The sequence below is a fragment of the Streptomyces sp. NPDC033177 genome, assembly GCF_055577715.1.
The window spans coordinates 48,583-72,518 of record NZ_JBVIPS010000010.1; the positions used below are offsets into that span (position 1 = coordinate 48,583).

Sequence of the window (23,936 nt, forward strand, 5' to 3'; positions counted from 1 at the left end):
TCACTTCTCCTGAAGGCTGGTCGTCGGGGGGAAGTCTGCGGTCTCGGTGGTCCGCAGGGCCAGGGTCCGGTCCGCGTTGAGGCGTACGACGATGTGGCGCCGCCAGGCCTCGTCGTCGCGGTCGGGGCGGTCCTCGCGCCAGTGGCAGCCGCGGGTCTCCTCGCGGCGCTGCGCGGCGGCCACCAGGACGCGTGCGACGCACAGGAGGTTGGTGGTCTCCCAGGTGTCGACGCCCGGCTCGGCGGTCTTGCCGTCCTCGGCGAGCGCGCCCGCGGCCTCGGCGTGGATGCGGGCGAGCCGGGCCGCGGCCTCGGAGAGGGAGTCGGCGGACCTGAGCACTCCGGCGCCGTCGGTCATCACGCGCTGGATGGCGAAGCGGGCCTCGGGGGGCAGCAGGGGGTGCGCGGGGGTGTCGGGGTGGGAGACGGGTGCGGGCACGCGCGCGTGGAGCGTCTTGCCCGCGTGCAGCGTCGCGATGTCGGCGGCGATGCGCTCGGCGTAGACCAGGCCTTCCAAAAGGGAGTTGGAGGCGAGGCGGTTCGCTCCGTGCACGCCGGTGCAGGCGACCTCTCCGCAGGCGTAGAGGCCCGGGACCGTGGTGCGGCCGTGCGGGTCGGTGCGGACGCCGCCGGAGGCGTAGTGCGCGGCCGGGGCGACGGGGATGGGCTCGGTCACCGGGTCGATGCCGTGGGCGCGGCAGGCGGCGAGGATCGTCGGGAAGCGGTTCTCCCACATCTCGGCGCCGAAGTGCCGGGCGTCCAAGTACATGTGCTCGGCGCCCTTTTCCTGCATGCGCCGTGTGATGCCCTTGGCGACGATGTCCCGGGGCGCGAGCTCGGCGAGCTCGTGCTGGCCGACCATGAAGCGCACGCCGTCGGTGTCCACGAGGTGGGCGCCCTCGCCGCGTACCGCCTCGGAGACCAGCGGCTGCTGGCCCTCCGCGTCGGCGCCAAGGAAGAGCACGGTGGGGTGGAACTGCACGAACTCCAGGTCGCTGACCTCGGCGCCCGCGCGCAGGGCCAGCGCGACGCCGTCGCCCGTCGACACGGAGGGGTTCGTGGTCGCCGAGAAGACCTGGCCCATGCCGCCGGTGGCGAGGACGACCGCGGGGGCGTGCACCGCGCCCACGCCGTCGTGCTGGCCCTCTCCCATGACGTGCAGGGAGACACCGGCGGTGCGGCCGTCGGCGTCCGTGAGCAGGTCCAGTACGAGGGCGTTCTCGACTGTCGGTATGGCCCGCGCGCGCACCGCTTCGACCAGGGCGCGGGAGATTTCCAGGCCGGTCGCGTCGCCGCCCGCGTGGGCGATGCGGCGGCGGTGGTGGCCGCCCTCGCGGGTCAGCTCGATGGCGCCTTCGGGTCCTGTGTCGAAGTGGGCGCCGGTCTCGATGAGGCGGCGCACCGCGTCGGGGCCCTCGGTGACCAGGGTGCGCACGGCTTCCTCGTCGCACAGGCCCGCGCCCGCCACGAGGGTGTCGTCCAGGTGCTGCTCGGGGGTGTCGCCCTCGCCGAGTGCCGCGGCGATGCCGCCCTGGGCCCAGCGCGTGGAGCCGTCGTCCAGGCGCGCCTTGGTGACCACGACGGTCTTCAGGCCCGCCGCCGAGCAGCGCAGGGCCGTGGTGAGACCGGCCACTCCGGAGCCGACGACGACGATGTCGGCTTCCAGGGACCAGCCGGGCGCGGGGGCGTGCAGCCGTATTCCGGTGGCGCTCATGGGGTGGCTCCGAACGTGAGCGGGATGTTGTCGATCAGCCGGGTCGCGCCGACCTTGGCCGCGACGGCGAGGACCGCCTCACCGGTGTGGCCCGGTTGTACGTCCGTGAAGTCGGCGGGGTCGACCAGCGCCAGGTAGTCCAGTTCGAGCGGGGGCCTGCTGCGGGCCGCCTGGTCGAGGACGTGGCGGGCGGCGGCGCGGACGGCCGCGGGGCCGCCGGGCACGGACGGCGTGACGGACTGGGCGACCGCGTGGGTGTCGGCCGCTGCGCGGGATTCCCCGAGGGCGTTCAGGGCGTGGGCGCGCGCGTGCGTGACGGGGGCGAGCGCCGCTCGCGCGTGGAGGGCCTCCTGCGCGGCGTGCCGGTCGCGGCCCGCGAAGAGGGCCTGGGAGAGCGCGAGCGCGGTGCGCCGCTCGGCCGGGGAGAGGTAGCGGTTGCGGCTGGAGAGCGCCAGGCCGTCGTCCTCGCGCACCGTGGGTACGCCGACGATCTCGACGCCGAAGTTCAGGTCCCGCACCATGCGGCGGATGAGGGCGAGCTGCTGGGCGTCCTTCTGGCCGTACAGCGCGACGTCGGGCCGGGTGAGGTGAAGCAGCTTGGCGACGACCGTGAGCATGCCGTCGAAGTGTCCGGGGCGTGTGGCCCCTTCGAGGAGGGCGCCCATGGGTCCGGCGCTGATCCGGACCTGCGGTTCGCCGCCGGGGTAGACCTCGTCCACGGAGGGGGCGAACACGAAGTCCGCGCCTTCCTGTTCGGCGATCTTGACGTCGGCGTCCAGGGTGCGGGGGTAGCGGTCGAGGTCCTCGTTCGCCCCGAACTGGAGGGGGTTAACGAAGACCGTGACGACGACTTCGCCCTCGTCGCCCGCGATGCGGCGCGCGGTGCGGATCAGGGTGCCGTGGCCCTCGTGCAGGGCGCCCATGGTCATGACGACGACGCGGCGCCCGGCGCGCTTACGGGTGCGCAGCGGCTCGGCGGTGTGCACCAGGCGGGTCATCGGGCGCCTCCCTCGGCGTCGCCGCTCCCGGTCCCGCCGTTGGCCAGGACCCCCAGGAGGTCCTCGGCCAGCTCGGGCTTGAGCAGTCCGTGGGCGAGGGCGCGGTCGGCGGTCGCGCGGGCCATCGCCAGATAGCCGGCGACGGTCTGCGGGGCGTGCTTGCGCAGCTCGGCGACGTGCGCGGCGACGGTGCCCGCGTCCCCGCGCGCGACGGGGCCGGTGAGGGCGGCGTCGCCGGACCGCAGCGCGTTGTCCAGGGCTGCGCCGAGCAGCGGGCCGAGCATCCGGTCCGGGGCGGAGACGCCCGCTTCCTTGAGCAGGTCCATGGACTCGGCGACCAGCGTGACCAGGTGGTTCGCGCCGAGCGCGAGCGCCGCGTGGTACAGCGGCCTGGCCTCCTCGGCGATCCACTCGGGCTCGCCGCCCATCTCGATGACCAGGGCCTCGGCGGCGAGGCGCAGCTCCTCGGGGGCGGTCACGCCGAAGGAGCAGCCCGCCAGGCGCTGGACGTCGACGGGGGTGCCGGTGAACGTCATGGCGGGGTGCAGCGCGAGCGGCAGGGCGCCGGCGCGCAGCGCGGGTTCAAGGACCTGGGTGCCGTACCGCCCGGAGGTGTGCACCAGGAGCTGGCCGGGGCGGATGGCGCCGGTCTCGGCGAGGCCCTCGACGAGGCCGACAAGGGCGTCGTCCGGAACGGTCAGGAGTACCAGGTCGGCGCGCTCCAGGACCTGGGCGGGCGGGACGAGGGGCACGTCGGGCAGCAGGGTGGCCGCGCGTCGTACGGACGCGTCGGAGACCCCGGAGGCGGCGACCGGGCGGTGCCCGGCGAGCTGGAGTGCCGCGGCGAGCGCGGGGCCGACTCGGCCCGCTCCCACGACGCCCACCGTGAGCCTCGCGGGGCGGTCCCGCGGGTCTGGCTGATGAGGTGCGTTCACGCGATGACGCCTTCCCGTTCCAGTCCGCTCGGGGTACCGGACGATTTCTCGTCATGCTAACGCGATTGGTCGGCGCCGCGTCCTCGGCTGTCCACAGGCTGTGGGTATTCATATGACCGGTGGCCGACTGGTGGCTGACCGGCGGCCGACCGCACGCCATGCTCGGGGGATGACTTCTGGGATGACTTCACACGACGGGGAATCCGAGGTGAGCGAGCAGGACCTGCTCGCCGCCCGCCGCCGGTCCGCCGCCCTCGGCGCCACCCGCACCCTGCACCGCTGGTCCGCGCACCTCCCGCTCGCGGCGCGGCTCTCCGCGCTCGCGGACGCGGCGTCGGAGGTCGTGGACCCGGACGAGCCCGTCGACATCTACGGCAGCGCGGTCGTCGCGCGCCTGGAGGACGAGGTCGCGCGGCTGCTCGGCAAGGAGTCGGCCGCCTTCTTCCCGACCGGCACGATGGCCCAGCAGGTGGCCCTGCGCTGCTGGGCCGGCCGCACCGGCAACGCGACCGTCGCCCTCCACCCGAAGGCGCACCCCGAGGTGCACGAAGGGGGCGCCCTCTCCGCGGTGAGCGGGCTGCGCACGGTGCATCCGACGAGGGAGCCCCGGCTGCCCACGGCCGACGAAGTGCGGGACTTCGAGGAGCCCTTCGGGACGCTGATGCTCGAACTGCCGCTCCGGGACGCCGGTTTCGTGCTGCCGTCCTGGGAGGAGCTCGAAGAGGTCGTGGAGGCGGCCAGGGAACGCGACGCCGTCGTGCACTTCGACGGTGCGCGCCTGTGGGAGTGCACACCGCACTTCGGCCGCTCCCTGGCGGAGATCGCCGGCCTGGCGGACACCGTCTACGTGTCGTTCTACAAGTCCCTGGACGGCCTGAGCGGCGCGGTGCTCGCGGGTCCGCGCACCCTGGTCGACGAGGCGCGGACCTGGCGTCACCGCTACGGGGGCCAGGTCTTCCAGCAGTTCCCGGCCGCCGTCGCCGCTCTGCTCGGCCTGAAGAACACCCTCCCCCGGCTGCCGGACTACGTCGCCCACGCGCGCGTGGTCGCCGACGCGCTGCGGGAAGGGTTCGCGGCGGCAGGGGTGCCCTGGTCGCGCGTGCACCCCGAGCAGCCGCACACGCACCAGTTCCAGGTCTGGCTGCCGTACGACGCCGAAGTCCTCACGGAGGCGGCGCTCGGCCAGGCCGAGGAGACCAGGACCCAGCTGTTCGGCCGCTGGTTCGCGGACGGGCCACCCGGCCTCTCGGTCACGGAGGTCACCGTGACCGAGGCGGGCCTGGAGTGGTCGTCCGGCGACGTCAATGATGCGGTCGCGGAGTTCGTGCGACGGATCCCCGGATGAGCCGGGCCACGGCTGCCCGGATCCTTCCGTGGGCGGGGCGTTCCTCGACGACGGCACGGAAGCGGCCGTAATCGCGCACCTCGCGGATGACCTGCCAGTCCTGCTGACCGGGGGCCGGCGGGGTGCGTTCGTCGTGCTGGGCGGCGCGGTAACTGTCGAGCAGGTACTGCTGGGTGATGCTCATGACGGGTTCGCCTCTCAGGAAAATTGTTACTTATCGGGCACCCTTGGGTCGACGGGGAAGCAGTCGGCACAAGGGGGTGGATGTCCGGGCCCGGTCGGTTCGTCGTCCGGCCCTGTCACCACAGACTGCTCCCGCCGTCACGCCGTCGTCGCGCCGATTGACACCGGGCGTCAATCGGCGGCCGGGATGTCGGTGGCGCGGTGCACGATGGGTCCATGAGCGTGCACATCGAGATCGCGGGCCTGCCGCCGGAGCGGATCTTCTTCGACCCTTCGCCCCTGGCGGAGCTGGGCGTCGCCCTGCACGCGCTGTCCGAGCCCGGGCATCACCCGGGGCTGCACGGCTGGGCCACGGCGACCACCGCCTGCCTCAAGCCGGACCTCGCCGACCGGCTGCACGAGGCGGACTTCCTGTGGCGGAACACGTTCTCGGACGTCTTCATGCCGTTCGCCGGTCTCGTCGACGGCGACGGCAGGCCGGGCGCCACACTCGCCGACGAACTGGACCTGCTCGACCGCCTGGACGACGAGCGATTCGTCATGGCGGCCCTGGAGTTCACCTGCGGCACGACGTACAACGAAGGCGGCCCCTCGCCGCTCACCGACCCGGTCCGCGGTGCGCGCGCCCTGGAGCTCGCCGCCACCCGCGGCACGCGCCAACTGGACTTCGCGCGGCGCCTGCTGAGCGATCCGCACACCGTCCGGGCCTGGCTGCGCCGCCTCCTGGAGGACTGTGACGAGGCGTTCTTCGCCGACACCTGGCGGCGGGTCCGCGTCCAACTGGCCGCCGACGCACGGCACAAGACCGAGATATTGCGCCACAAGGGCCTCGCCGAAGTACTGACCTCAGTCTCGGCCGCCCTCTCCGTGGACGCGGACAGCCGTCGCATCACCGCGGACAAGCTCGTGCCGGGCCGGACGACCGCCCTGGACCACTCCCTGGGCGCGGGCCTCACGTTCGTGCCGTCCCACTTCGCCTGGCCGCACCTGATGGTCCTGCACGCGCCCGGCTGGCGCCCGGTGATCCACTACCCCGTGTCCGCGCCGGACCTGGCCAAGCCCACTTCGGTGGAGACCCTGGAGAAGCGGCTCACGGCCCTCGCCCACCCCGTACGCCTGCGGTTGTGCCGCGACATGGCCCGCGCGCCCTTCACCACCGGCGAACTGGCCCACGCGACCGGTCTGACGGCCCCCGAGGTCTCCCGGCACCTCACCCTCCTCAAGAAGGCGGGCCTGGTGACCACGGCTCGGCGTGGGCGGTACGTGATGCACCAGCTGGACGTCTCCGTGGTGGCCCGCCTGGGCAGCGACTTCCTGGAGGGCATCCTGCGCTGACCCCGCGGGTCGGCGGCCCCGTGAGCAGCCGTCGGGCCGCCCCGTCCTCAGGCCCCGCCACCGCCCGCCCGTACGAGACCCGTCTCGTACGCGAGAACCACCACCTGCACCCGGTCCCGCAGGCCGAGCTTCGTCAGGATGCGGCCCACATGGGTCTTCACCGTGGCCTCCGACAGGACGAGCCGCGCCGCGATCTCCCCGTTCGAGAGCCCCTGGGCGACCAGGATCATGACCTCGCGCTCGCGGTCGGTGAGCCGCTCCAGCTCCTTGTGCTGCGGCTGCCCGCCCGCGTTCGGCAGCATCGGCGCGAAGCGGTCGAGGAGGCGCCTCGTCGTGGAGGGCGCGACCACCGCGTCACCGCTGTGCACGGAGCGGATCGCGGCGAGCAGCTCGCCCGGAGGCACGTCCTTCAGCATGAAACCGGAGGCGCCCGCCTTCAGCCCCGAGAAGGCGTACTCGTCAAGGTCGAAGGTCGTCAGGATCAGGACCTTCGGCGGGTTCGCGTCCTGGCAGATGCGCCGGGTCGTCTCCACGCCGTCCAGTTTCGGCATGCGTACGTCCATGAGCACCACGTCGACCTCGGTCGTCCGCAGCGCCTGGAGCGCCTCGACCCCGTCGCCCGCCTCCGCTACGACCTCCATGTCCGGCTGTGCGGCGAGCACCATCCGGAACCCCGTGCGCAGCAGCGCCTGGTCGTCGACGAGCATGACGCGGATCGACATCAAAGGCCCTTTCGTTTCGGTGACAGGTGTCAGTTTGCGGGCTTGAGCGGGAGCAGCGCACTGATGCGGAAGCCGCCGCCCGGCCGCGGCCCCGCGTCCAGCGTGCCGCCGACCATGCCGACGCGCTCCCGCATGCCGATCAGGCCGTGCCCGCTGCCGTCCGCGCCGCCGTCCTCGTACAGCTCGTGGGGCGCGCCCTTGCCGTCGTCCTCGACGAGCAGCCCCAGGCCGTCGTCGAAGTAGACGAGGCGCACGCTCGCGCCGGTGTTCTCACCGCCGTGCTTGCGGGTGTTGGTGAGCGCCTCCTGCACGATGCGGTACGCCGTGAGCTCGACGCCGCTGGGCAGCGGGCGCGGGGTCCCCTCGACCTTGAAGTCGACCGGGAGGCCCGCCGTGCGCACCTGCTCGATGAGCTCGTCGAGCTGCTCGACGTCGGGCTGCGGGACGTACTCACCGCCCTCCTGGTGCTCGCCGGTGCGCAGCACGCCCAGCAGCCTGCGCATCTCGGCCAGTGCCTGCCGCCCGGTGCCGGAGATGGTCTCCAGGGCCTGCTTGGCCTGCTCGGGGGCCGCGTCGAGTACGTACGCGGCGCCGTCCGCCTGGACGACCATCACCGAGACGTTGTGCGCCACGACGTCGTGCAGCTCGCGCGCGATCCGGGCCCGCTCGGCGGCCACCGCGACCTTGGACTGCGCCGCCCGCTCCTTCTCCAGGCGGTCGGCGCGCTCCTCCAGCTGCGCGAAGTACGCGCGGCGGGTGCGGATGGAGTCGCCGAGCACCCAGGCCAGGGCGAACGGCACCATCTGGAAGATCGTGAAGAAGATGCTGCCGAAGGTGCCTATGCTCTCCTCCGGCCAGCGCAGCGACGACAGCGGAGCCGCACACAGACCGCCGATGAGGGCGAACCGCGAGGCCCACTTCGCGCCGTCGGCCGACGCGGTGTAGATGATCACCAGCATCGCGAAGTCGGCCGGCATCGTCTCCACGTCGAAGATCAGCTGGGCGACGCCGAGCACGACGGCGAGGATGAGCATCTTCTCGACGTACTTGCGGCGCAGCGCCACCACGACGGACATGCCGAGGACGATGACGGCGGCCGCGACCTTCGGGTCACGGCCTTCCCCCTCGGCCATGGAGACCAGACCGATGCCGGACATCCCGAGCAGGGCGAGGGCCCAGAAGCCATCGACCCCGGTCGGGTGTCTGCGGAAGAAGTCATAGACGCGCTGCACGTAACCCAGCGTAGGCAGCGAGACGGCCCTCCGGGGTCAACCGGAGGTCCGATCCGTACCGCTCGCGTGTACTCCCCAAGGTGGAGGCCCGCTTAGCCTTCTCGCGTGACGAACGAGGTCCGAGGTGAGCGGAAAGACGCGCGGCGTGGCTGGCGGGACGCCATGGAGGCCGCTCTCTACGGGCCCGACGGCTTCTATCTGCGCCCCGAAGGACCCGCGGGACACTTCCGGACGTCGGTGCACGCATCGCCCCTCTTCGCGGGCGCGGTGGCCCGGCTGCTGTGCCGCGTGGACGCGGCACTCGACCACCCGGACGAGTTCGCCTTCGTCGATCTTGGCGCGGGCCGCGGCGAGTTGACCGCCGCCGTCCTTGCCGCGCTGCCCGTCGACGTGGCGCCACGCGTGCGTGCCTGCGCGGTCGAGCGGGCCGGTCGCCCGGCGGGCCTCGATCCGCGCGTCGAGTGGCGCGACCTGCCGCCCACCGGCGTCACCGGCCTGCTCTTCGCCAACGAATGGCTCGACAACGTCCCCCTGGACGTCGTCGAGGTGGACTCCGAAGGCGTGGCGCGGCACGTGCTCGTCGGCGACGACGGCTCCGAGTCCCTCGGCGGCCCGGTGGAGGGCGCGGACGCCTCCTGGCTCGCGCGCTGGTGGCCGCTCGCCCCGGAGCCCGGCCTGCGCGCGGAGACCGGCCACCCCCGGGACGAGGCGTGGGCGACGGCCGCGGCGACGCTGACGCGCGGCCTCGCGGTCGCCGTGGACTACGCGCACGACCGCGCCGCACGGCCGCCCTTCGGGACACTGACCGGCTTCCGCGCGGGCCGCGAGACGGCGCCCGTGCCCGACGGCACCTGCGACATCACCGCCCATGTGGCCCTCGACGCGTGCGCGCTGCCCGGAGCCCGTCTGCTCACCCAGCGGGCGGCCCTGCGGGCGCTCGGCGTGAGCGGTGGCCGCCCGCCGCTCTCCCTGGCCTCCAGTGATCCGAAGGCGTACGTACACGCCCTCACGCGCGCGGGAGAGGCGGCAGAACTGACCGCCGCGGGTGGGCTCGGCGACTTCGGGTGGCTGATCCAGCCCATGGGGATCGATGCCGCGCCCGGCGGGCCGCTACTTGTCGATGTCGCCGACCACGAAGAACAGTGACCCCAGGATCGCCACCATGTCGGCGACCAACTGCCCCGGGAGCAGTTCGGCGAGGGCCTGGATGTTGTTGTACGACGCCGAGCGGAGCTTCAGGCGGTACGGGGTCTTCTCGCCCTTGGAGACCAGGTAGTAGCCGTTGATGCCCAGGGGGTTCTCGGTCCACGCGTACGTGTGGCCCTCGGGGGCCTTGAGCACCTTCGGGAGGCGCTGGTTGACCGGCCCCTGCGGCAGCTCGGCGAGCCGCTCCAGGCAGGCGTCGGCGAGGTCCAGGGCGTTGTGGGTCTGCTCCAGGAGGCACTCGAAGCGGGCCAGGCAGTCGCCCTCCTGCCGCGTGACGACCTTCAGGGTGTCCTGGAGCTCCCCGTACGCGAGGTAGGGCTCGTCACGGCGCAGGTCGAAGTCGACTCCGGAGGCGCGGGCGATGGGACCGCTCACTCCGTAGGCGTGCACCGCCTGAGGGGACAGCACGCCGACGCCGCGCGTACGCCCCCGGAAGATCTCGTTGCCGAGCACGAGCTTGTCGTACACGTCCATGCGGGAGCGGACCGATGCGACGGCCGCACGCGCGCGTGCGGCCCAGCCGGCGGGCAGGTCCTCCTTGAGGCCGCCCACGCGGTTGAACATGTAGTGCATGCGGCCGCCGGAGATCTCCTCCATCACGTTCTGGAGCTCCTCGCGCTCCCGGAAAGCGTGGAACACCGGGGTGATTCCGCCCAGTTCGAGGGGATAGGAGCCGAGGAACATCAGGTGGTTGAGGACGCGGTTCAGCTCGGCGAGGAGCGTGCGCATCCAGACGGCGCGCTCGGGCACCTCCATGCCGAGCATCCGCTCCACGGCGAGGACGACCCCGAGCTCGTTCGAGAACGCGGACAGCCAGTCGTGCCGGTTGGCGAGCACCACGATCTGCCGGTAGTCACGCGCCTCGAAGAGCTTCTCCGCACCGCGGTGCATATAGCCGATGACCGGCTCGGCCTGCTGGATCCGCTCGCCGTCGAGGACGAGGCGCAGCCGCAGCACGCCGTGCGTGGACGGGTGCTGCGGGCCGATGTTGAGCACCATGTCGGTGCTCTCCGCGGCGCCGCCGATGCCGAGGGTGGTCTCCGTCGTGGGGCTCATGCGCGCATTCTCTCGTACGCGCGCTCCTACGCGACTGTCACATCGGCTACGTACGCTTGAGGCATGGAAACGGGGACGGCGGGACCGGCACGGCCGGCGCGGCCGGGAGAGTCAGACGCGGAGCCGGTGTGGACCGGGCTGCCGCGGGGGGTGCTGCGGATGCGGCGACTGCTCCTCGTGGTGTGGCTCGTGCCGCTCGCGGCGGCCGTCGGAGTGCTGCTGTGGATCTTCGCTGGGCCCGCGTGGGCGGCGTTCGCGGCCGTCCCGCTGGCGTTCGTCGCGTGGGGCTGGCCGATGCTGGGGCGCAACTGGCGCTCGTGGCGGTACGCGGAGCGGGTGGACGACCTCCTGATCAGCCGGGGCGTGCTCTGGCGCGAGGAGACCGTCGTCCCGTACGGGCGGATGCAGCTCGTCGAGGTGACATCGGGGCCCATGGAGCGCTACTTCGGCCTCGCCGGGGTCCAGCTGCACACGGCGGCCGCCGCCACGGACGCCCGCATCCCCGGCCTCGTCCCCGAAGAGGCCGAGCGGCTGCGCGACCGGCTCACCGAACTGGGCGAGGCCCGCTCGGCGGGGCTGTGAGCGGCGTACGGGAAGTGGCGGGGGAGGAACACGTCCCCGGCGTCGAGGTCGTACGAGAGAGGCGTCTGCACCCCGTCACGCCCCTGCGCCGGGCCTGGGCCCCGGTCGCGGTCCTCGTGGGCTTCGCGGTGCACGACCCGGGCGGCACTCAGCGGCGGGTCTCCGAGCTCCCCGTGACCGGGCTGCTCGCGGGCGTCGCCGCCGTCCTCCTGGGCGGCGCCCTCTACGGCTTCATGAGCTGGTGGTTCACGCACTTCGCCGTCACCGACACCGAACTGCGCATCCGTACCGGCCTGATCTTCCGGCGTACCGCGCACATCCGGCTCGACCGGCTCCAGGCGGTGGACGTGACGCAGCCGCTCGCGGCCCGGATCGTCGGCGTCGCCAAGCTCAAGCTGGACGTCGTCGGGGCGGAGAAGAAGGACGAACTGGCCTATCTGGGGCAGGAGGAGGCTTCCGTCCTGCGGGCCGAACTCCTCGCGCGCGCGGCCGGTTTCGCGCCCGAGACGGCCCACGAGGTCGGCGAGGCGCCGGTCAACAACCTGGTGCACGTTCAGCCGCGCATGCTCGCTATCGCCCTGCTCCTGACCGGCACGACGTGGGCCATGCTCGTCGCCACGCTCATCGTGCCGCCCTTCCTGTGGTTCGTCACCCACAACCTGTGGACGGTGCTCGCGACGGGACTGCCCATGCTGGGCGGCGCGTTCGCCGGCAGCGTGGGGCGGTACATCGGGGAGTACGACTGGAAGGTGGGCGAGTCCCCCGACGGCCTGCGCATCGACCACGGACTGCTCGACAAGGCACACGAGACGGTGCCCCCGGGACGCGTGCAGACGGTGCGCGTCGTGGAGCCGTGGCTGTGGCGGCGGCGCGGCTGGGTTCGGGTGGAGCTGGATGTCGCGGGATCGTCCAACAGCGTCCTGGTGCCGGTCGCGCCGCGGGAGGTCGCGGAGGCCGTGATCGCGCGCATCCTGCCGGGGGTGCGGGTGCCGGACGCCGCCGAGCTCGTCCGCCCGCCCGCGCGGGCCGCGTGGTGCCTTCCGGTGTGGTGGAAGGGGTACGGCCTGACGGTGACGGACACGGTGTTCGCGGCGCGGCACGGCCTTCTGCGCCGCCGCCTGTCCCTGGTCCCGCACGCGAAGGTGCAGAGCGTGCGGCTCACGCAGGGGCCCTGGGAGCGCTTCAAGGGCGTGGCGGACGTGCACGTCGACACGGGGGCCAACAAGACGGTGACGGCACGGTTGCGTCCCACGGAGGAGGCGGTTGCGCTGCTGTCCGCGCAGGCGGAGAGGTCACGTACGGGACGGAGGACGGCGCGGCCGGATCGGTGGATGGCTTGACGGGGCTGGAGTTCAGCCCGTCGTGGGGGTCCCCCTGCTCTTAAAGAGCTTGGGGAAGTTTGAGGACGAACTCGGCGGAGCCGGTGATGACGGCAGCCAAGGCCCGGGGCCCGCCTACGCCCGCAACGCCGTCCGCAGCTCCGCCACGTCGATCTGCTCGGTCTCGTCGTGCGCCGTCAGGTCGATGACCTGGCCCACGGCGCGGTCCGAGCCCTCCGCGGGGGCCTTGAACTCCGCCTCGGACTCCGCCTTGTGCACGGCGAGTGCCTCCTCGCCCACGACGTCCGCGAGGTCCACGTTCTGCACGGACTCCAGCGCACCGGCGGTCGCCTCGCTCTTCGTGCCGAAGAAGTCGAAGCCGCCCTGGGCGGTCTGGCGGCGCCTGTGCGCGGGCGGCGCGACGGCGACCGCGCGCTCATGCCCGCCGTACCCCTCGGCCGCCCCGGACTTCCCCCGCGCTTCGTCCCCGTCCGCGCGCTGCCGGGAGGCATCGCCCTCGGGAGAAGGCTTCGGGGTCAGCCGGTCAAGGGCCATGTTCGCCCTGTCGTACAGCGACGGAGGCGCGATCGACCCCGGGCGTACGACGGGAGCCGGCGCCTCGGCACGGGCCGCGGGCTCCGCGCGCGTGGGGGCCGGCGGCAACGCCCGCGCCGGGGTGGACGCCTCGATGGCGAGCAGCCGCCGCCCCTCGAGGGCGCTCGCGCGCTCGGTCTCCGCCGTCGCGTACCGCCGCAGGAGTGCCGCGTGTTCGTTGCGCAGGGCGGCCAGCTCGGCCCGCTTGGAGCGCAGCTTCGTCTCCAGACGGCCCCGGATCTCGCGGGACTCGTCGAGGTCGGACTCGCACTCGGCTATGCGTTCCTCGTAGCGCCACTCGTCGCTCTTGCGGGCCCGGCCCAGCTCGGCGACCTGCTTGCCGGCCGCCAGGTCCCAGCGGCGCATGACGACCGAGCCCACGACGGCAGCCGCCGCCGCGGCGGCGACCAGGCCGCGGAGCACGACGGGTTCCGCGAACAGCCAGGCGCCGCCGGCGCAGACAAGGGAGAGACCTGCGACCGTCGAGGGAGGCAGCAGCCTGTGCAGGGGTGGGGAATGGCGGTGACGTCCACGTGGCATGGCCAGAAACTTACCGCGCGTAGGCGAACTATGGTGCCCCGCCCGCCAAAATGAGAACGTCACAGCGCTAACTCCCCACCCTTCACGATCCTCTTCGGCCACTCAACTCCACTTTTGGCCGTGCGACTTCGAGGATGCTCCTCCTTCCCGCGCTACTTCTTGATCAATCCCTTCGACTCCAGATACTCCTTGGCGACATCGGCTTCCTTCTGCCGCTCCACATCGACCTTCCGGTCGAGTTCCGCGAGATCTTCCGTCGTCAGTGTCTTGGTCAGCTTCCCGAGCGCGTCGGCTATCTCCTTGTCGCCCGCTTCCTTCGCGTTCACAACCGGAAGGATGTTGTCCGCGTTCTGCAGCTTCTTGTCGTCCTCAAGGGCCACAAGACCGAAGCTGTCGAGCGTCGCGTCGGTGGTCGTGGTCAGCACCACCTGGTCCGTGCCGTTCTTCACGGCCTGCTTGGACTGCGTGGTGCCGACGCCCTTGGGATCGATTCCCGCGACATCGATGCCGTACGTCTTCTTGAGTCCCGGGGCGCAGAACGGACGCGACTCGCATTCGTCACTCGCGGCGATCTTGACCTTCTCGCCGGACTTACCGAGATCCGAAAGCGTCTTGAGCTTGTGCTCCTTCGCGTATTCCTTGCTCACCGCGAACGCGTTCTGGTCGACCGCCCCGCCGGCGGGCAGCACCTTCAGGCCCTGCGGTTCCGCGAGCTTCTTCAGCGCGGCCACCGTGTCGTCCACGTCATTCGAGGCGACCGGCTTCGCCTTCGGGCCGTTCTTGCCGAGGTTGAGGAACTCAGCGAGTGTCGCCGCGTATTCGGGAGCGACATCGATCGAGCCCTTCTTGAGCTCGGGTTCGTACACCTCGCGGTTCTGGACGGTCTTGACCTCGGCGTCGTATCCGGCGTCCTCAAGGACGCCCACATAGAGCTCGGCGAGCACCTTCTGCTCGGTGAAACGGGCCGACCCGACCACGATCTTGCCCTTGCCGCCCGCCTTGTCCCCTTCGCCCTTGCCGTCCTTCTCCAGGCTGTCCCCGCCGCACGCGGTGAGCCCCGCGGTCAGCGCCACGACGGCCACGGCCGCCCCTGCCATCCGTCGTGCGCGACGCGTTGTGCTGTTCATGGGTGAACCACCATTTCGAAAGACCCGGGAAAACTGGAAAACATGGGGATACCGGAGATCACTGCGCGACCCCCGAGCGCCCTCGCATGGGACTGAACACCTTCCCCACCACGACGAGCACCACCTCCACGAAGAGCGCGAGAAGCGCCACAAGAAGCGCGCCCGCCACCACCTGAGGCGTGTTCTGCAGGTTGAACCCGGCGGTGATGATCCGGCCGAGGCCCCCCTCGCCCGCCATCGCGGCCAGCGTCGCCGTGGCGACGACCTGCACGCCCGCGGACCGCACGCCGGTCATGATCAGTGGGTACGCGAGGGGCAGTTCGACCCGCGCGAACAGCTGGCGGCCGCTCATGCCCATCCCCCGGGCCGCCTCCACCACCGCCCGGTCGACCTCACGCATCCCGATGTACGCGTTGGTCAGCAGCGGCGGCACCGCGAAGAGCACGAGCGCGATGAGCGTCGGAATGTCCCCGTGCTCGCCGAGCGGGGTGAGCGTGAGCAGCACGAGCACCGCGAGCGTCGGCACCGCGCGGCCGATGTTCGAGATGTTCACCGCGAGGGCGCCGCCCTTGCCGATGTGGCCGAGGTACAGGGCGATCGGCAGCGCGATCAGGCACGCGACGGCGAGGCAGACACCGCTGAAGTAGAGGTGCTCGGCGAGGCGGTGCCACACCCCCTTCTCGCCCTGCCAGTTGGCGCTCGTGGTCAACCAGTCGTACGCGCCGGTTATCGCGTTCATGCAGGTTCAGCCACCTTGGCCGTGCGTTCCGCCGGGGCGGGACGCTTCGTACGTATGCGATGGACGCGGGTCCACGGAGTCAGCCACCGCTGTAGCGCGAGGAGGAGCAGGTCGGCGACGACCGCGAGCACCACGCAGAGCGCGGACGCGGTGAGCACCTGCGCCTTGAAGGTCGTGTCGAGGCCGTCGAGGATCAGCGATCCGAGGCCTCCGTAGTCGACGATCGCGCCGACCGTCGTCAGGGCCACCGTCGAGACCGTGGTGATGCGGACCCCTGCGAGCAAGGCGGGCAGCGCGAGCGGCAGTTCCACCTCCCACAGCAGCCTCAGCGGGCCGTACCCCATCCCCTTGGCCGCGTCCCTGGCCTCGTCCGGCACGGCCTGGAGCCCCGCCAGGATGTTCCGCACCAGGATCGTCAGCGAGTACAGGACGAGGCCCGTGACGACCAGCGACGCCGAGAGACCGAAGAACGGCAGCAGCAGCGAGAACATCGCAAGCGACGGAACGGTGTAGAGCACGGTCGTCACGCCGAGGATCGGTCCCGCCAGGAAGCGCCAGCGCCGGGCGAGCAGCGCGAGCGGCAGCGAGACGGCGACACCGATGGCGACCGAGGCGGCGGTGATGCCCACGTGCTGCACGGTGGCGTCGATCAGCTCCTGGCTGCGGGAGCTGACGTACTCCCCGCAGATCCAGTCGTTCGTCACCAGACAGTTCTGTTCGCTCATCCCGCCCCACTCCCCCCGAGTCCCGTTTCCTGAGGCGCTCTGGCGACCCTAACGCGCAGCACCGACAATCGCCGAGACTCGTCGTACTGGCGCAACATGGGCTTTACACAACGCCCGCAACAATGGGGAATCATGATCCGGTTCGAGCACGTCACCAAACGGTACGAGGACGGCACCACGGCCGTCGACGACCTGTCCTTCGAGGTCGCCGAGGGTGAACTGGTCACGCTCGTCGGCCCGTCGGGCTGCGGCAAGACGACGACGATGAAGATGGTGAACCGCCTCATCGAGCCGTCCGAGGGCCGGATATTCGTCGAAGGTGATGACATATCCACCACCGATCCGGTGCAACTCCGGCGCCGCATCGGCTATGTCATCCAGCAGATCGGCCTCTTTCCGCACAAGACGGTCCTGGAGAACACGGCGACCGTCCCGCACCTGCTCGGCGTGAAGCGCGGCAGGGCCCGCGAGCGCGCCGCCGAACTCCTCGACCTGGTCGGCCTCGACCCCGCCACCTTCGGCGACCGCTACCCCGAGCAGCTCTCCGGAGGACAGCGCCAGCGGGTCGGCGTGGCCCGCGCGCTGGCGGCCGATCCGCCCGTGCTCCTGATGGACGAGCCGTTCGGCGCGGTCGACCCGGTGGTGCGCGAGCACCTGCAGAACGAGTTCCTCCGCCTCCAGCAGGCCGTCCGCAAGACGGTCCTCTTCGTCACGCACGACATCGAGGAGGCCGTCCGCCTGGGTGATCGCATGGCGGTCTACGGAGACGGGCGCATCGAGCAGTTCGACACCCCGTCGACCATCCTGGGCGCACCGGCCAACGAGTACGTCGCGGACTTCGTCGGCGCCGACCGCGGCCTCAAGCGCCTCTCCGTGACGCCCATCGAGGAGGGCGACCTGGAGCAGCCCCCCGTCGTGCACCTGGACGACCCGCTGCCCGCACGGCTCGACGCCCAGTGGGCGGTCGTCCTGGACGGCGAGAACAACCTGCACGGCTGGATCTCCACCGAGCACGCGCACGGCGCGAAGGGGACCGTCAGGGACCACGCCCGCCGCATGGAGGCATGGCTCCCGGTGGGCGCCACCCTCAAGCAGGCGTTCGCCACGATGCTCCAGCACGACGCGGGCTGGATCGCGGTGATCGACAAGGACAGCGAGGGCCGCTTCCTCGGCGTTCTCACCCCGGCCCGGCTGCACGAGGCGCTGCGCAGGTCGACGGCGGCCGACGCGCGCGACATCGCGCGCGGGGAGGTCGAGTTGGAGACCATCACCGCCATCAGCAAGCTCTGAGGCGCCACGTGCTGTGGCGCTACTTGCCGTTCAGCCGGCCGCTGATCCACTCCAGGGTCGCGGGGATCTCCCGGCGCCAGGTGTTGAAGTTGTGCCCGCCGCTGTCGAGCATGATGGACGAGACCCTGGTGGGCGACTTCACCTTGCCGATGAACTTCTCGGTGTCCGCGAAGTTGTCCTCTCCTTGTCGGCTGGTGGTGACAAGGAGGGACGTCTTGGGCGCCGGCATGTGGTCGAGGTACCACATGAGGTCGGCACGCTCCTCCAACTCCTTGTCGCCGTGGAAGAGATCGCCCGTCGTCACGTCGATGGGCGCCTTGTAGTACGCGGAGAGGCCCGCCCCCGCGGCGTACACATCGGGGTGGTGCATGGCGAGCTTCAGGGCGCAGTAGCCGCCCGTGGAGTCACCGATGACGCCCCAACTGCTCGCGTTACGGCCCACTCTGTAGTGCTCGGAGATGGCGCCCGGCAGGTCCTTGGCGAAGAACGTCTCGGCCTGTGGGCCCCCGGGGATGTCCACGCACTCGGTGTCGCGCGGCGGCGCCACGGTGGGCCGCATCATGACCAGGATCATCGGCTGCATCTTGTCCCGCCTGGCGAGGCCGTGGGCGGTCTGCGGGTAGTGCAGGCCCTTGATCAGCGCCTCGGCGGTGCCGGGGTAGCCGGTGAGCACCACAGACACGGGGAACGTACGCTTCTTGTACCGCGGCTGGAAGTACTCGGGCGGCAGATAGACGTACGCGGGGCTGGCTATGTCCGCCTCCTTGCCGCTGACGACCACCTTCTGGATCTGGCCGCCGGTCGACGGCCTGCCGCCGCCGGGGACGTTCACCGGCCGGGTGCTGCGTACGTCGACCGGCGTCCCGCCCGTCGCCGGATCGTGGTCGACGACGACACCGGGGCTCGTCTCCTGGCCGAAGAGGTCCGCCCACGTGGCGTAGAAGCCGAACGCCTGGTTGGCGGCGAGGCCGACCGCGGCGAAGATCGCCAACTGGGTGGCGATGAGCAGCCCGATGCGGCCGGTGACGGCCCGCCAGGACCGGCGGGCCAGGCGCGGCCAGAGCCAGACCGTGCCGATGAACAGCAGGACGGCGAGGAGGACCGCCAACACGAGGAGCTTGTTGCTCGTCAGACCCATGGAACGTTCTGCCTGCGCTTTCTGCCTGTTCCGTAGTTCTTTTCCGGCGGTTTTCCGGTCGGGAGTGAACCCGACTCCCAGAAGGACCGTCCTAGAGGGCGCAATGTCGCCGGATGCCGTTTTGGTGCCGGAATCAAGGTCTCTCGCAGAACCACGGGATGCGATGTCTGTCAGGATAGATGCGGAAATGTCGGGTGGGGTTCCGGACAGTGAGGGCAGCCGCCCCGAGGGACGGCGCCGTACCGGCGGGCTCCGTGACGGCAGACTCGGCAGACTCAGTCGGCTGTTCCGCGGCCCGCGCCCCGAGTCCGTACCGGCCCTCGTCGCCCGCGCCTGCACCCTCGTGGGCCTGCTGAACGTAGCCGCCGGGGTCTTCCCGCGCTTCCGGTACAGCCGCATGCACGCCATCGCCGAGGTCCTGCCCGGCGCGCTCGGCCCCTTCGCCGCCGCACTCGCGCTCAGCTCCGGCGTCCTCCTGCTGCTTCTCGCGCACGGCCTGCGGCGCCACAAGCGGCGGGCCTGGCGGGCCGCCGTGGTGCTGCTCCCGGCCGGTGCCGTCGCGCAGTTCGCCTACCGGCACTCGGTCATCGGCGTGCTGATCTCACTCGCCCTCCTGACGCTGCTCCTTCGCCACCGGGGCGAGTTCGCCGCGCTGCCCGATCCGCGCAGCCGCTGGCGCGCGGTCGCCAACTTCGTCCTCCTCGGGGCCGGTTCCCTCGCCCTCGGCCTGGTGATCGTCAGTGCCCACCCGGGCAAGGTCATCGGGGACCCGAGCATCACGGACCGCCTCACCCACGTCCTGTACGGCCTGTTCGGCTTCGAGGGCCCGGTCGACTACTACGGGACGACGTCCTGGACCGTCGCCTACTCGCTGGGCGCGCTCGGCATGCTCACCGCCCTCACCACCGTCTACCTGGCCTTCCGCCCCGAACACCCGGCCGCACGCCTCACTGAAGACGACGAGGCCAAGCTGCGCGCCCTGCTCGACAAGCACGGCGCCCGCGACTCGCTCGGCCACTTCGCGCTCCGCCGCGACAAGGGCGCCGTCTTCTCCCCCAGCGGCAAGGCCGCGGTCACCTACCGCGTCGTCTCCGGGGTGATGCTCGCGAGCGGCGACCCCATCGGGGACGTGGAGGCCTGGCCCGGCGCCATCGAACGCTTCATGGACGAGGCCAAGGCGCACTCCTGGACGCCCGCCGTGATGGGCTGCTCCGAGACCGGCGGCGAGGTCTGGACCCGCGAGACCGGCCTTGACGCCCTCGAACTGGGCGACGAGGCGGTGGTGGACGTCGCGGATTTCTCCCTGGCCGGGCGTGCGATGCGCAACGTACGCCAGATGGTCAAGCGGATCGAGCGCAATGGCTACGAGACGCGCGTGCGGCGCGTGCGTGACCTCGGGGAGCGCGAACTGGAGCGGATACAGCGCGTGGCCGGCGACTGGCGCGGCACCGACACGGAACGCGGCTTCTCCATGGCGCTCGGCCGCGTCGGCGACCCGGACGACGGCGACTGCCTGATCGCTACCGCCCACAAGGCCGACGACGAACCGGGCCCCTACGGAGACCTCAAGGCCGTCCTCCACTTCGTCCCCTGGGGCAAGGACGGCGTCTCCCTGGACCTCATGCGCCGCGACCGCGCCGCCGACCCCGGCATGAACGAGTTGCTCATCGTGGCCGCCCTGCAGGCCGCCCCGAAGCTCGGCATCGCGCGCGTGTCCCTCAACTTCGCGATGTTCCGCGCGGCTCTCGCCCGCGGCGAGAAGATCGGCGCGGGGCCCGTCCTGCGCGCCTGGAGGGGCCTGCTCGTCTTCCTCTCGCGCTGGTTCCAGATCGAGTCCCTGTACAAGTTCAACGCGAAGTTCCGCCCCCGCTGGGAGCCCCGCTTCGTCGTCTACCGCTCCTCCAAGGACCTCCCCCGCATCGGCTTCGCGGCGATGCAGGCCGAGGGCTTCGTGACCCTCGCGCTGCCCCGCGTCCTGCGCCGGGCGGGCACACAGCGCCGCCCCTGCCCGCACCGGACCGCAGAGCGTGAGGTCCGGGCGGCGTAGCGCCAGCCCGCTCGGGCCTAGGCTGGAGGCATGAGTACGTTGCGTGGGCGGGGATCGGTCGAGGGGCTGCCGGAATGGGGCCGCTGTGCGGTCATGGGGGTCGTGAACGTGACCCCCGACTCCTTCTCCGACGGGGGCCGCTGGTTCGACACCACGGCCGCCGTCAAGCACGGCATCGATCTGGTCGCCCAGGGCGCCGACCTGGTCGACGTGGGCGGTGAGTCCACCCGTCCCGGCGCCACGCGCGTGGACGAGGACGAGGAGCTGCGGCGCGTGGTCCCCGTCGTGCGGGGCCTGGCCGCCGAAGGCGTGACGGTCTCCGTGGACACCATGCGCGCCACCGTCGCCGAGCAGGCACTGGCCGCGGGCGCCGTCCTGGTCAACGACGTCAGCGGCGGCCTCGCCGACGAGCGCATGGTCCCCGCGGTCGCCGCCGCGGGTGCGCCCTTCGTGGTGATGCACTGGCGCGGCTTCCTCGCCGACATCCACGCCACGCCCGTGTACGAGGACGTGGTCTCCGAAGTGGTCGACGAGCTCCACGCGCGCGTGGCGGCCGCCATCGAGGGCGGCATCGCCCCCGAGCGCATCGTCGTCGACCCCGGCCTCGGCTTCTCCAAGAACGCGGAGCACGACCTGGCGCTCCTGGCCCGCATCGACCGCCTGCGCGAGCTCGGCCACCCGATCCTGGTCGCCGCGTCGCGCAAGCGTTTCCTCGGCCGCGTCCTCGCAGGACCCGAGGGCTCCCCGCCGCCCGCCCGCGAGCGCGACGCGGCCACCGCCGCGGTCTCCGCCATCGCCGCCCACCAGGGCGCGTGGGCGGTCCGTGTGCACGAGGTGCGGGCCACCGCCGACGCCGTCCGTGTCGCACACGCCGTGACCAGCGCGGCGGGCGGTCCTCGGTGACCGGGGCCAGGACGGACGTCGAACAGGTCGAGCTGGCCAACACGGCCTTCTACGAAGCACTGGAGCGCGGCGACTTCGACGAGCTCTCCGACCTCTGGCTGGACGCGGACGCCGCCCCCGAGCCGCACGACCCCGAAGCCCGGGACGACGAGGACATCGCGGAGGACGGCGCCGAAGCCGCGATCTCCTGCGTCCACCCCGGCTGGCCGGTGCTCACGGGCCGCGGCGAGGTCCTCAGGTCGTACGCACTGATCATGGCGAACACCGAGTACATCCAGTTCTTCCTGACCGACGTGCACGTCGGTGTGGCCGGTGACACCGCCCTGGTGACCTGCACGGAGAACATCCTCAGCGGCGGCCCGCCCCCCGAGGCGGGCGGCGAGCTCGGTCCGCTCGTCGGCCAGCTCGTCGTCGCCACCAATGTGTTCCGCCGCACAGTCGACGGTTGGAAGCTCTGGTCGCACCACGCCTCACCCGTACTCGCCGAAACCGACGACGAAGAGGGCGAGGACACACCCTCCTGAGTGGGTAGGGGCGATTCCGGGAGCCCCCGCGGACGAGGGCTGTCAGTGCGCGCAGGTAGATTCGATCGAGGCTGGTGTGCCGACCGCACTCGGTGCAGCCTGCCGATAACGACGATTGCAGGAGTGATTCGCGTGGATCGTGTCGCGCTGCGCGGCCTCAAGGCCCGTGGACACCACGGTGTCTTTCCGCGGGAACGCGAAGAGGGCCAGACCTTCATCGTGGACCTGGTTCTTGGCCTGGACACCCGTGCGGCCGCCGCCGACGACGACCTGGCGAAGACCGTGCACTACGGCGTCGTGGCCGAGGAGGTCGTGGCCGCCGTCGAAGGCGACCCGGTGGACCTCATCGAGACCCTCGCCGAGCGCATCGCACAGACGTGTCTGAAGCACGAAGGGGTCCTGGAGGTCGAGGTGTGCGTCCACAAACCGGACGCCCCGATCACCGTCCCCTTCGACGACGTGACCGTCACCATCACCCGGAGCCGAGTATGACCGCGTTTTCCACGCAAGGGCAGAGCGACCCGACCGTCCAGCCGGTGCCCACCGCCGTCGTGGAGCAGGTCGACGCCGCCGACACCACCCTCTCCAACCCCAAACGCGCCGTGATCTCCCTCGGCAGCAATCTCGGCAACCGCCTGGAGACGCTGCAGGGCGCCGTCGACGCCCTGGAGGACACCCCCGGCCTGCGCGTCAAGGCCGTCTCCCCGGTGTACGAGACGGAGCCCTGGGGCGTCGATCCCGGCACTCAGCCGTCGTACTTCAACGCGGTGGTCGTGGTGAAGACGACGCTGCCGCCCTCCTCGCTCCTAGAGCGGGCGCACGCCATCGAGGAGGCCTTCCACCGCGTACGGGACGAGCGCTGGGCCGCCCGCACGATCGATGTCGACATCGTGGCGTACGCGGACGTCGTCTCGGACGACCCCGACCTCACACTCCCCCACCCGCGGGCACACGAACGTGCCTTCGTCCTGGCCCCCTGGCACGACGTGGAGCCCGAGGCCCAGCTGGCGGGACGCGGTGAGGTGGCCGACCTGCTCGCCAAGGTCACCCGCGAAGGCGTCACGCCCCGTGTCGACCTGGAACTCCGCCTGCCCGAGTAATCGTTAGGGTCTATCGGACCCGCACGATCGAGATCGACAAGAAGCTCGGCAAGAAGCAGTCCGTACGACGATGAAGGGTCATCCGTGAAGCAGCTGCGCATCAGGACACTGGCCGGCCTCTTCCTGGTGGCCGGCGTGCTGTCCTGGGCGGGCGCCCGGCTGTGGGACTCCGTGGGCACCCTGCCGCGGGTCCCGCTGGCCGCGCCCATCGTGCTCGCGGTGATCGCCGTGGTCCTGCTCGCCACGGCCCTCTCCCTGCGCGCCCGGCTGCGCGCACAGCGCGAGCGGCGCCCCGGAGCCAAGGGCGTCGAGCCGATGATGGCCGCCCGCGCGGTCGTCTTCGGCCAGGCGAGCGCCCTGGTGGCCGCCCTGGTCGCCGGGATGTACGGCGGCACGGGCGCCTTCCTCCTGGAGCACCTGGACGTCCCCTCACGCCGCGACCAGGCGATCTACGCCGGCTCCTCGCTCGTGGCCGGCATCGCGGTCATAGCGGCCGCCTTCTTCCTGGAGCGCGTCTGCAGGCTCCCGGAGGACGACGACGAGACCGGCGGAACGGCCGCGGCCGCCTGAAGCGGGCGGGCGC

General features: G+C 71.7%; 24 protein-coding genes. 12 read left to right on the forward strand and 12 right to left on the reverse strand.

The annotated features are described in order from the left end of the window. From ACZ5U5_RS30900 to ACZ5U5_RS30910, 3 genes are read right to left on the reverse strand one after another with little or no spacing between them, the layout of a single operon-like run. On the reverse strand, nucleotides 1-1,713 hold the full coding sequence (locus tag ACZ5U5_RS30900; protein WP_469028166.1) for an L-aspartate oxidase: 1,713 nt from the start codon (nucleotides 1,711-1,713) through the stop codon (nucleotides 1-3). Further along, nucleotides 1,710-2,711, reverse strand: a complete 1,002-nt coding sequence (panC, locus tag ACZ5U5_RS30905) for a pantoate--beta-alanine ligase (RefSeq protein ID WP_469028169.1) — start codon at nucleotides 2,709-2,711, stop codon at nucleotides 1,710-1,712. The genes ACZ5U5_RS30900 and panC overlap by 4 nt, the downstream gene beginning before the upstream one ends. Continuing rightward, on the reverse strand, nucleotides 2,708-3,646 hold the full coding sequence (locus ACZ5U5_RS30910; protein ID WP_469028171.1) for a Rossmann-like and DUF2520 domain-containing protein: 939 nt from the start codon (nucleotides 3,644-3,646) through the stop codon (nucleotides 2,708-2,710). Before ACZ5U5_RS30910 ends, panC begins: the two co-directional genes overlap by 4 nt. A 181-nt stretch (nucleotides 3,647-3,827) precedes the next feature. Here ACZ5U5_RS30910 and ACZ5U5_RS30915 point away from each other — a divergent pair, with 181 nt between their 5' ends. Further along, on the forward strand, nucleotides 3,828-4,991 hold the full coding sequence (locus tag ACZ5U5_RS30915; RefSeq protein ID WP_469028173.1) for a threonine aldolase family protein: 1,164 nt from the start codon (nucleotides 3,828-3,830) through the stop codon (nucleotides 4,989-4,991). On the opposite strand, the gene ACZ5U5_RS30920 is transcribed toward ACZ5U5_RS30915, so the two are convergent. Next, nucleotides 4,948-5,175 (reverse strand): hypothetical protein, encoded by a 228-nt coding sequence (locus ACZ5U5_RS30920; protein ID WP_469028176.1) that lies wholly within the window; start codon nucleotides 5,173-5,175, stop codon nucleotides 4,948-4,950. The genes ACZ5U5_RS30915 and ACZ5U5_RS30920 overlap by 44 nt on opposite strands. Nucleotides 5,176-5,390: 215 nt before the next feature. Between ACZ5U5_RS30920 and ACZ5U5_RS30925 the strand changes: the two genes are divergently transcribed. Then, entirely contained in the window at nucleotides 5,391-6,509 is a 1,119-nt protein-coding gene (locus ACZ5U5_RS30925) for a DUF5937 family protein (RefSeq protein WP_469028178.1), read from the forward strand. 47 nt (nucleotides 6,510-6,556) lie between these two features. Here the strand turns inward: ACZ5U5_RS30925 and ACZ5U5_RS30930 are convergent, their stop codons facing one another. Together ACZ5U5_RS30930 and ACZ5U5_RS30935 are read right to left on the reverse strand one after the other, a co-directional pair. Beyond that, nucleotides 6,557-7,231, reverse strand: coding sequence for a response regulator transcription factor (locus ACZ5U5_RS30930; RefSeq protein ID WP_365826117.1), 675 nt, complete (start codon nucleotides 7,229-7,231; stop codon nucleotides 6,557-6,559). A 29-nt stretch (nucleotides 7,232-7,260) separates the two neighbouring features. Beyond that, complete coding sequence (locus ACZ5U5_RS30935; RefSeq protein WP_469028181.1) at nucleotides 7,261-8,463, reverse strand: sensor histidine kinase; 1,203 nt, start codon at nucleotides 8,461-8,463, stop codon at nucleotides 7,261-7,263. Between the two features lie 162 nt (nucleotides 8,464-8,625). On the opposite strand from ACZ5U5_RS30935, the gene ACZ5U5_RS30940 reads away from it, so the two are divergent. Beyond that, nucleotides 8,626-9,609 (forward strand): SAM-dependent methyltransferase, encoded by a 984-nt coding sequence (locus ACZ5U5_RS30940; RefSeq protein ID WP_469028941.1) that lies wholly within the window; start codon nucleotides 8,626-8,628, stop codon nucleotides 9,607-9,609. Here the strand turns inward: ACZ5U5_RS30940 and ACZ5U5_RS30945 are convergent. Further along, nucleotides 9,574-10,725, reverse strand: a complete 1,152-nt coding sequence (locus ACZ5U5_RS30945) for an NADH-quinone oxidoreductase subunit D (RefSeq protein ID WP_453444691.1) — start codon at nucleotides 10,723-10,725, stop codon at nucleotides 9,574-9,576. The two genes, ACZ5U5_RS30940 and ACZ5U5_RS30945, sit on opposite strands and share 36 nt — an antisense overlap. A gap of 63 nt (nucleotides 10,726-10,788) precedes the next feature. Between ACZ5U5_RS30945 and ACZ5U5_RS30950 the strand changes: the two genes are divergently transcribed. Both ACZ5U5_RS30950 and ACZ5U5_RS30955 read left to right on the forward strand, forming a co-directional pair. After that, on the forward strand, nucleotides 10,789-11,307 hold the full coding sequence (locus ACZ5U5_RS30950; protein WP_469028184.1) for a PH domain-containing protein: 519 nt from the start codon (nucleotides 10,789-10,791) through the stop codon (nucleotides 11,305-11,307). After that, nucleotides 11,304-12,647 (forward strand): PH domain-containing protein, encoded by a 1,344-nt coding sequence (locus ACZ5U5_RS30955; protein ID WP_469028187.1) that lies wholly within the window; start codon nucleotides 11,304-11,306, stop codon nucleotides 12,645-12,647. Before ACZ5U5_RS30950 ends, ACZ5U5_RS30955 begins: the two co-directional genes overlap by 4 nt. A 114-nt stretch (nucleotides 12,648-12,761) precedes the next feature. Here the strand turns inward: ACZ5U5_RS30955 and ACZ5U5_RS30960 are convergent, their stop codons facing one another. From ACZ5U5_RS30960 to ACZ5U5_RS30975, 4 genes are all read right to left on the reverse strand, one after another. Next, nucleotides 12,762-13,760 (reverse strand): hypothetical protein, encoded by a 999-nt coding sequence (locus ACZ5U5_RS30960; RefSeq protein WP_469028190.1) that lies wholly within the window; start codon nucleotides 13,758-13,760, stop codon nucleotides 12,762-12,764. A gap of 152 nt (nucleotides 13,761-13,912) precedes the next feature. Next, nucleotides 13,913-14,887: an ABC transporter substrate-binding protein gene (locus tag ACZ5U5_RS30965; protein ID WP_469028192.1), complete on the reverse strand. Its 975-nt coding sequence runs from the start codon at nucleotides 14,885-14,887 to the stop codon at nucleotides 13,913-13,915. Between the two features lie 58 nt (nucleotides 14,888-14,945). Beyond that, a complete protein-coding gene (locus ACZ5U5_RS30970) occupies nucleotides 14,946-15,626 on the reverse strand; it encodes an ABC transporter permease (protein WP_469028195.1) in 681 nt (226 codons plus the stop codon). Continuing rightward, nucleotides 15,623-16,351, reverse strand: coding sequence for an ABC transporter permease (locus ACZ5U5_RS30975; RefSeq protein ID WP_469028197.1), 729 nt, complete (start codon nucleotides 16,349-16,351; stop codon nucleotides 15,623-15,625). The genes ACZ5U5_RS30970 and ACZ5U5_RS30975 overlap by 4 nt, the downstream gene beginning before the upstream one ends. Before the next feature lie 132 nt (nucleotides 16,352-16,483). On the opposite strand from ACZ5U5_RS30975, the gene ACZ5U5_RS30980 reads away from it, so the two are divergent. Beyond that, nucleotides 16,484-17,641: an ABC transporter ATP-binding protein gene (locus ACZ5U5_RS30980; protein ID WP_469028200.1), complete on the forward strand. Its 1,158-nt coding sequence runs from the start codon at nucleotides 16,484-16,486 to the stop codon at nucleotides 17,639-17,641. 19 nt (nucleotides 17,642-17,660) lie between these two features. Here the strand turns inward: ACZ5U5_RS30980 and ACZ5U5_RS30985 are convergent, their stop codons facing one another. Next, nucleotides 17,661-18,779, reverse strand: coding sequence for an alpha/beta hydrolase (locus ACZ5U5_RS30985; protein WP_469028202.1), 1,119 nt, complete (start codon nucleotides 18,777-18,779; stop codon nucleotides 17,661-17,663). A gap of 187 nt (nucleotides 18,780-18,966) precedes the next feature. Between ACZ5U5_RS30985 and ACZ5U5_RS30990 the strand changes: the two genes are divergently transcribed. The 6 genes from ACZ5U5_RS30990 (at nucleotide 18,967) to ACZ5U5_RS31015 (ending at nucleotide 23,923) form a co-directional block, all read left to right on the forward strand. Next, a complete protein-coding gene (locus ACZ5U5_RS30990; protein WP_469028205.1) occupies nucleotides 18,967-20,826 on the forward strand; it encodes a phosphatidylglycerol lysyltransferase domain-containing protein in 1,860 nt (619 codons plus the stop codon). Between the two features lie 30 nt (nucleotides 20,827-20,856). Further along, nucleotides 20,857-21,729, forward strand: coding sequence for a dihydropteroate synthase (folP, locus tag ACZ5U5_RS30995; protein ID WP_469028208.1), 873 nt, complete (start codon nucleotides 20,857-20,859; stop codon nucleotides 21,727-21,729). Continuing rightward, nucleotides 21,726-22,253 carry a nuclear transport factor 2 family protein gene (locus ACZ5U5_RS31000; RefSeq protein ID WP_469028210.1) on the forward strand — a complete coding sequence of 176 codons (528 nt, stop codon included), beginning with the start codon at nucleotides 21,726-21,728 and terminating at the stop codon, nucleotides 22,251-22,253. The genes folP and ACZ5U5_RS31000 overlap by 4 nt, the downstream gene beginning before the upstream one ends. Before the next feature lie 132 nt (nucleotides 22,254-22,385). Further along, nucleotides 22,386-22,745, forward strand: coding sequence for a dihydroneopterin aldolase (folB, locus tag ACZ5U5_RS31005; RefSeq protein ID WP_160506392.1), 360 nt, complete (start codon nucleotides 22,386-22,388; stop codon nucleotides 22,743-22,745). Beyond that, nucleotides 22,742-23,353, forward strand: a complete 612-nt coding sequence (gene folK / locus ACZ5U5_RS31010) for a 2-amino-4-hydroxy-6-hydroxymethyldihydropteridine diphosphokinase (RefSeq protein WP_469028213.1) — start codon at nucleotides 22,742-22,744, stop codon at nucleotides 23,351-23,353. The genes folB and folK overlap by 4 nt, the downstream gene beginning before the upstream one ends. 84 nt (nucleotides 23,354-23,437) lie before the next feature. Then, on the forward strand, nucleotides 23,438-23,923 hold the full coding sequence (locus ACZ5U5_RS31015) for a DUF3180 domain-containing protein (RefSeq protein ID WP_469028216.1): 486 nt from the start codon (nucleotides 23,438-23,440) through the stop codon (nucleotides 23,921-23,923). Nucleotides 23,924-23,936 lie beyond the last annotated feature (13 nt).

Bases quoted from the DNA above. Each gene is read 5' to 3' on its own strand.
- ACZ5U5_RS30985 (WP_469028202.1), bottom strand. From the start codon at position 18,779: ATGGGTCTGACGAGCAACAAGCTCCTCGTGTTGGCGGTCCTCCTCGCC.
- ACZ5U5_RS30930 (WP_365826117.1), bottom strand. From the start codon at position 7,231: ATGTCGATCCGCGTCATGCTCGTCGACGACCAGGCGCTGCTGCGCACG.
- ACZ5U5_RS30950 (WP_469028184.1), top strand. From the start codon at position 10,789: ATGGAAACGGGGACGGCGGGACCGGCACGGCCGGCGCGGCCGGGAGAG.
- ACZ5U5_RS30925 (WP_469028178.1), top strand. From the start codon at position 5,391: ATGAGCGTGCACATCGAGATCGCGGGCCTGCCGCCGGAGCGGATCTTC.
- ACZ5U5_RS30915 (WP_469028173.1), top strand. From the start codon at position 3,828: ATGACTTCACACGACGGGGAATCCGAGGTGAGCGAGCAGGACCTGCTC.
- ACZ5U5_RS30960 (WP_469028190.1), bottom strand. From the start codon at position 13,760: ATGCCACGTGGACGTCACCGCCATTCCCCACCCCTGCACAGGCTGCTG.
- ACZ5U5_RS30965 (WP_469028192.1), bottom strand. From the start codon at position 14,887: ATGAACAGCACAACGCGTCGCGCACGACGGATGGCAGGGGCGGCCGTG.
- panC (WP_469028169.1), bottom strand. From the start codon at position 2,711: ATGACCCGCCTGGTGCACACCGCCGAGCCGCTGCGCACCCGTAAGCGC.
- ACZ5U5_RS30970 (WP_469028195.1), bottom strand. From the start codon at position 15,626: ATGAACGCGATAACCGGCGCGTACGACTGGTTGACCACGAGCGCCAAC.
- ACZ5U5_RS30900 (WP_469028166.1), bottom strand. From the start codon at position 1,713: ATGAGCGCCACCGGAATACGGCTGCACGCCCCCGCGCCCGGCTGGTCC.
- ACZ5U5_RS30975 (WP_469028197.1), bottom strand. From the start codon at position 16,351: ATGAGCGAACAGAACTGTCTGGTGACGAACGACTGGATCTGCGGGGAG.
- ACZ5U5_RS30920 (WP_469028176.1), bottom strand. From the start codon at position 5,175: ATGAGCATCACCCAGCAGTACCTGCTCGACAGTTACCGCGCCGCCCAG.
- ACZ5U5_RS30945 (WP_453444691.1), bottom strand. From the start codon at position 10,725: ATGAGCCCCACGACGGAGACCACCCTCGGCATCGGCGGCGCCGCGGAG.
- ACZ5U5_RS30980 (WP_469028200.1), top strand. From the start codon at position 16,484: ATGATCCGGTTCGAGCACGTCACCAAACGGTACGAGGACGGCACCACG.
- ACZ5U5_RS30940 (WP_469028941.1), top strand. From the start codon at position 8,626: ATGGAGGCCGCTCTCTACGGGCCCGACGGCTTCTATCTGCGCCCCGAA.
- folP (WP_469028208.1), top strand. From the start codon at position 20,857: ATGAGTACGTTGCGTGGGCGGGGATCGGTCGAGGGGCTGCCGGAATGG.
- folK (WP_469028213.1), top strand. From the start codon at position 22,742: ATGACCGCGTTTTCCACGCAAGGGCAGAGCGACCCGACCGTCCAGCCG.
- ACZ5U5_RS30990 (WP_469028205.1), top strand. From the start codon at position 18,967: ATGTCGGGTGGGGTTCCGGACAGTGAGGGCAGCCGCCCCGAGGGACGG.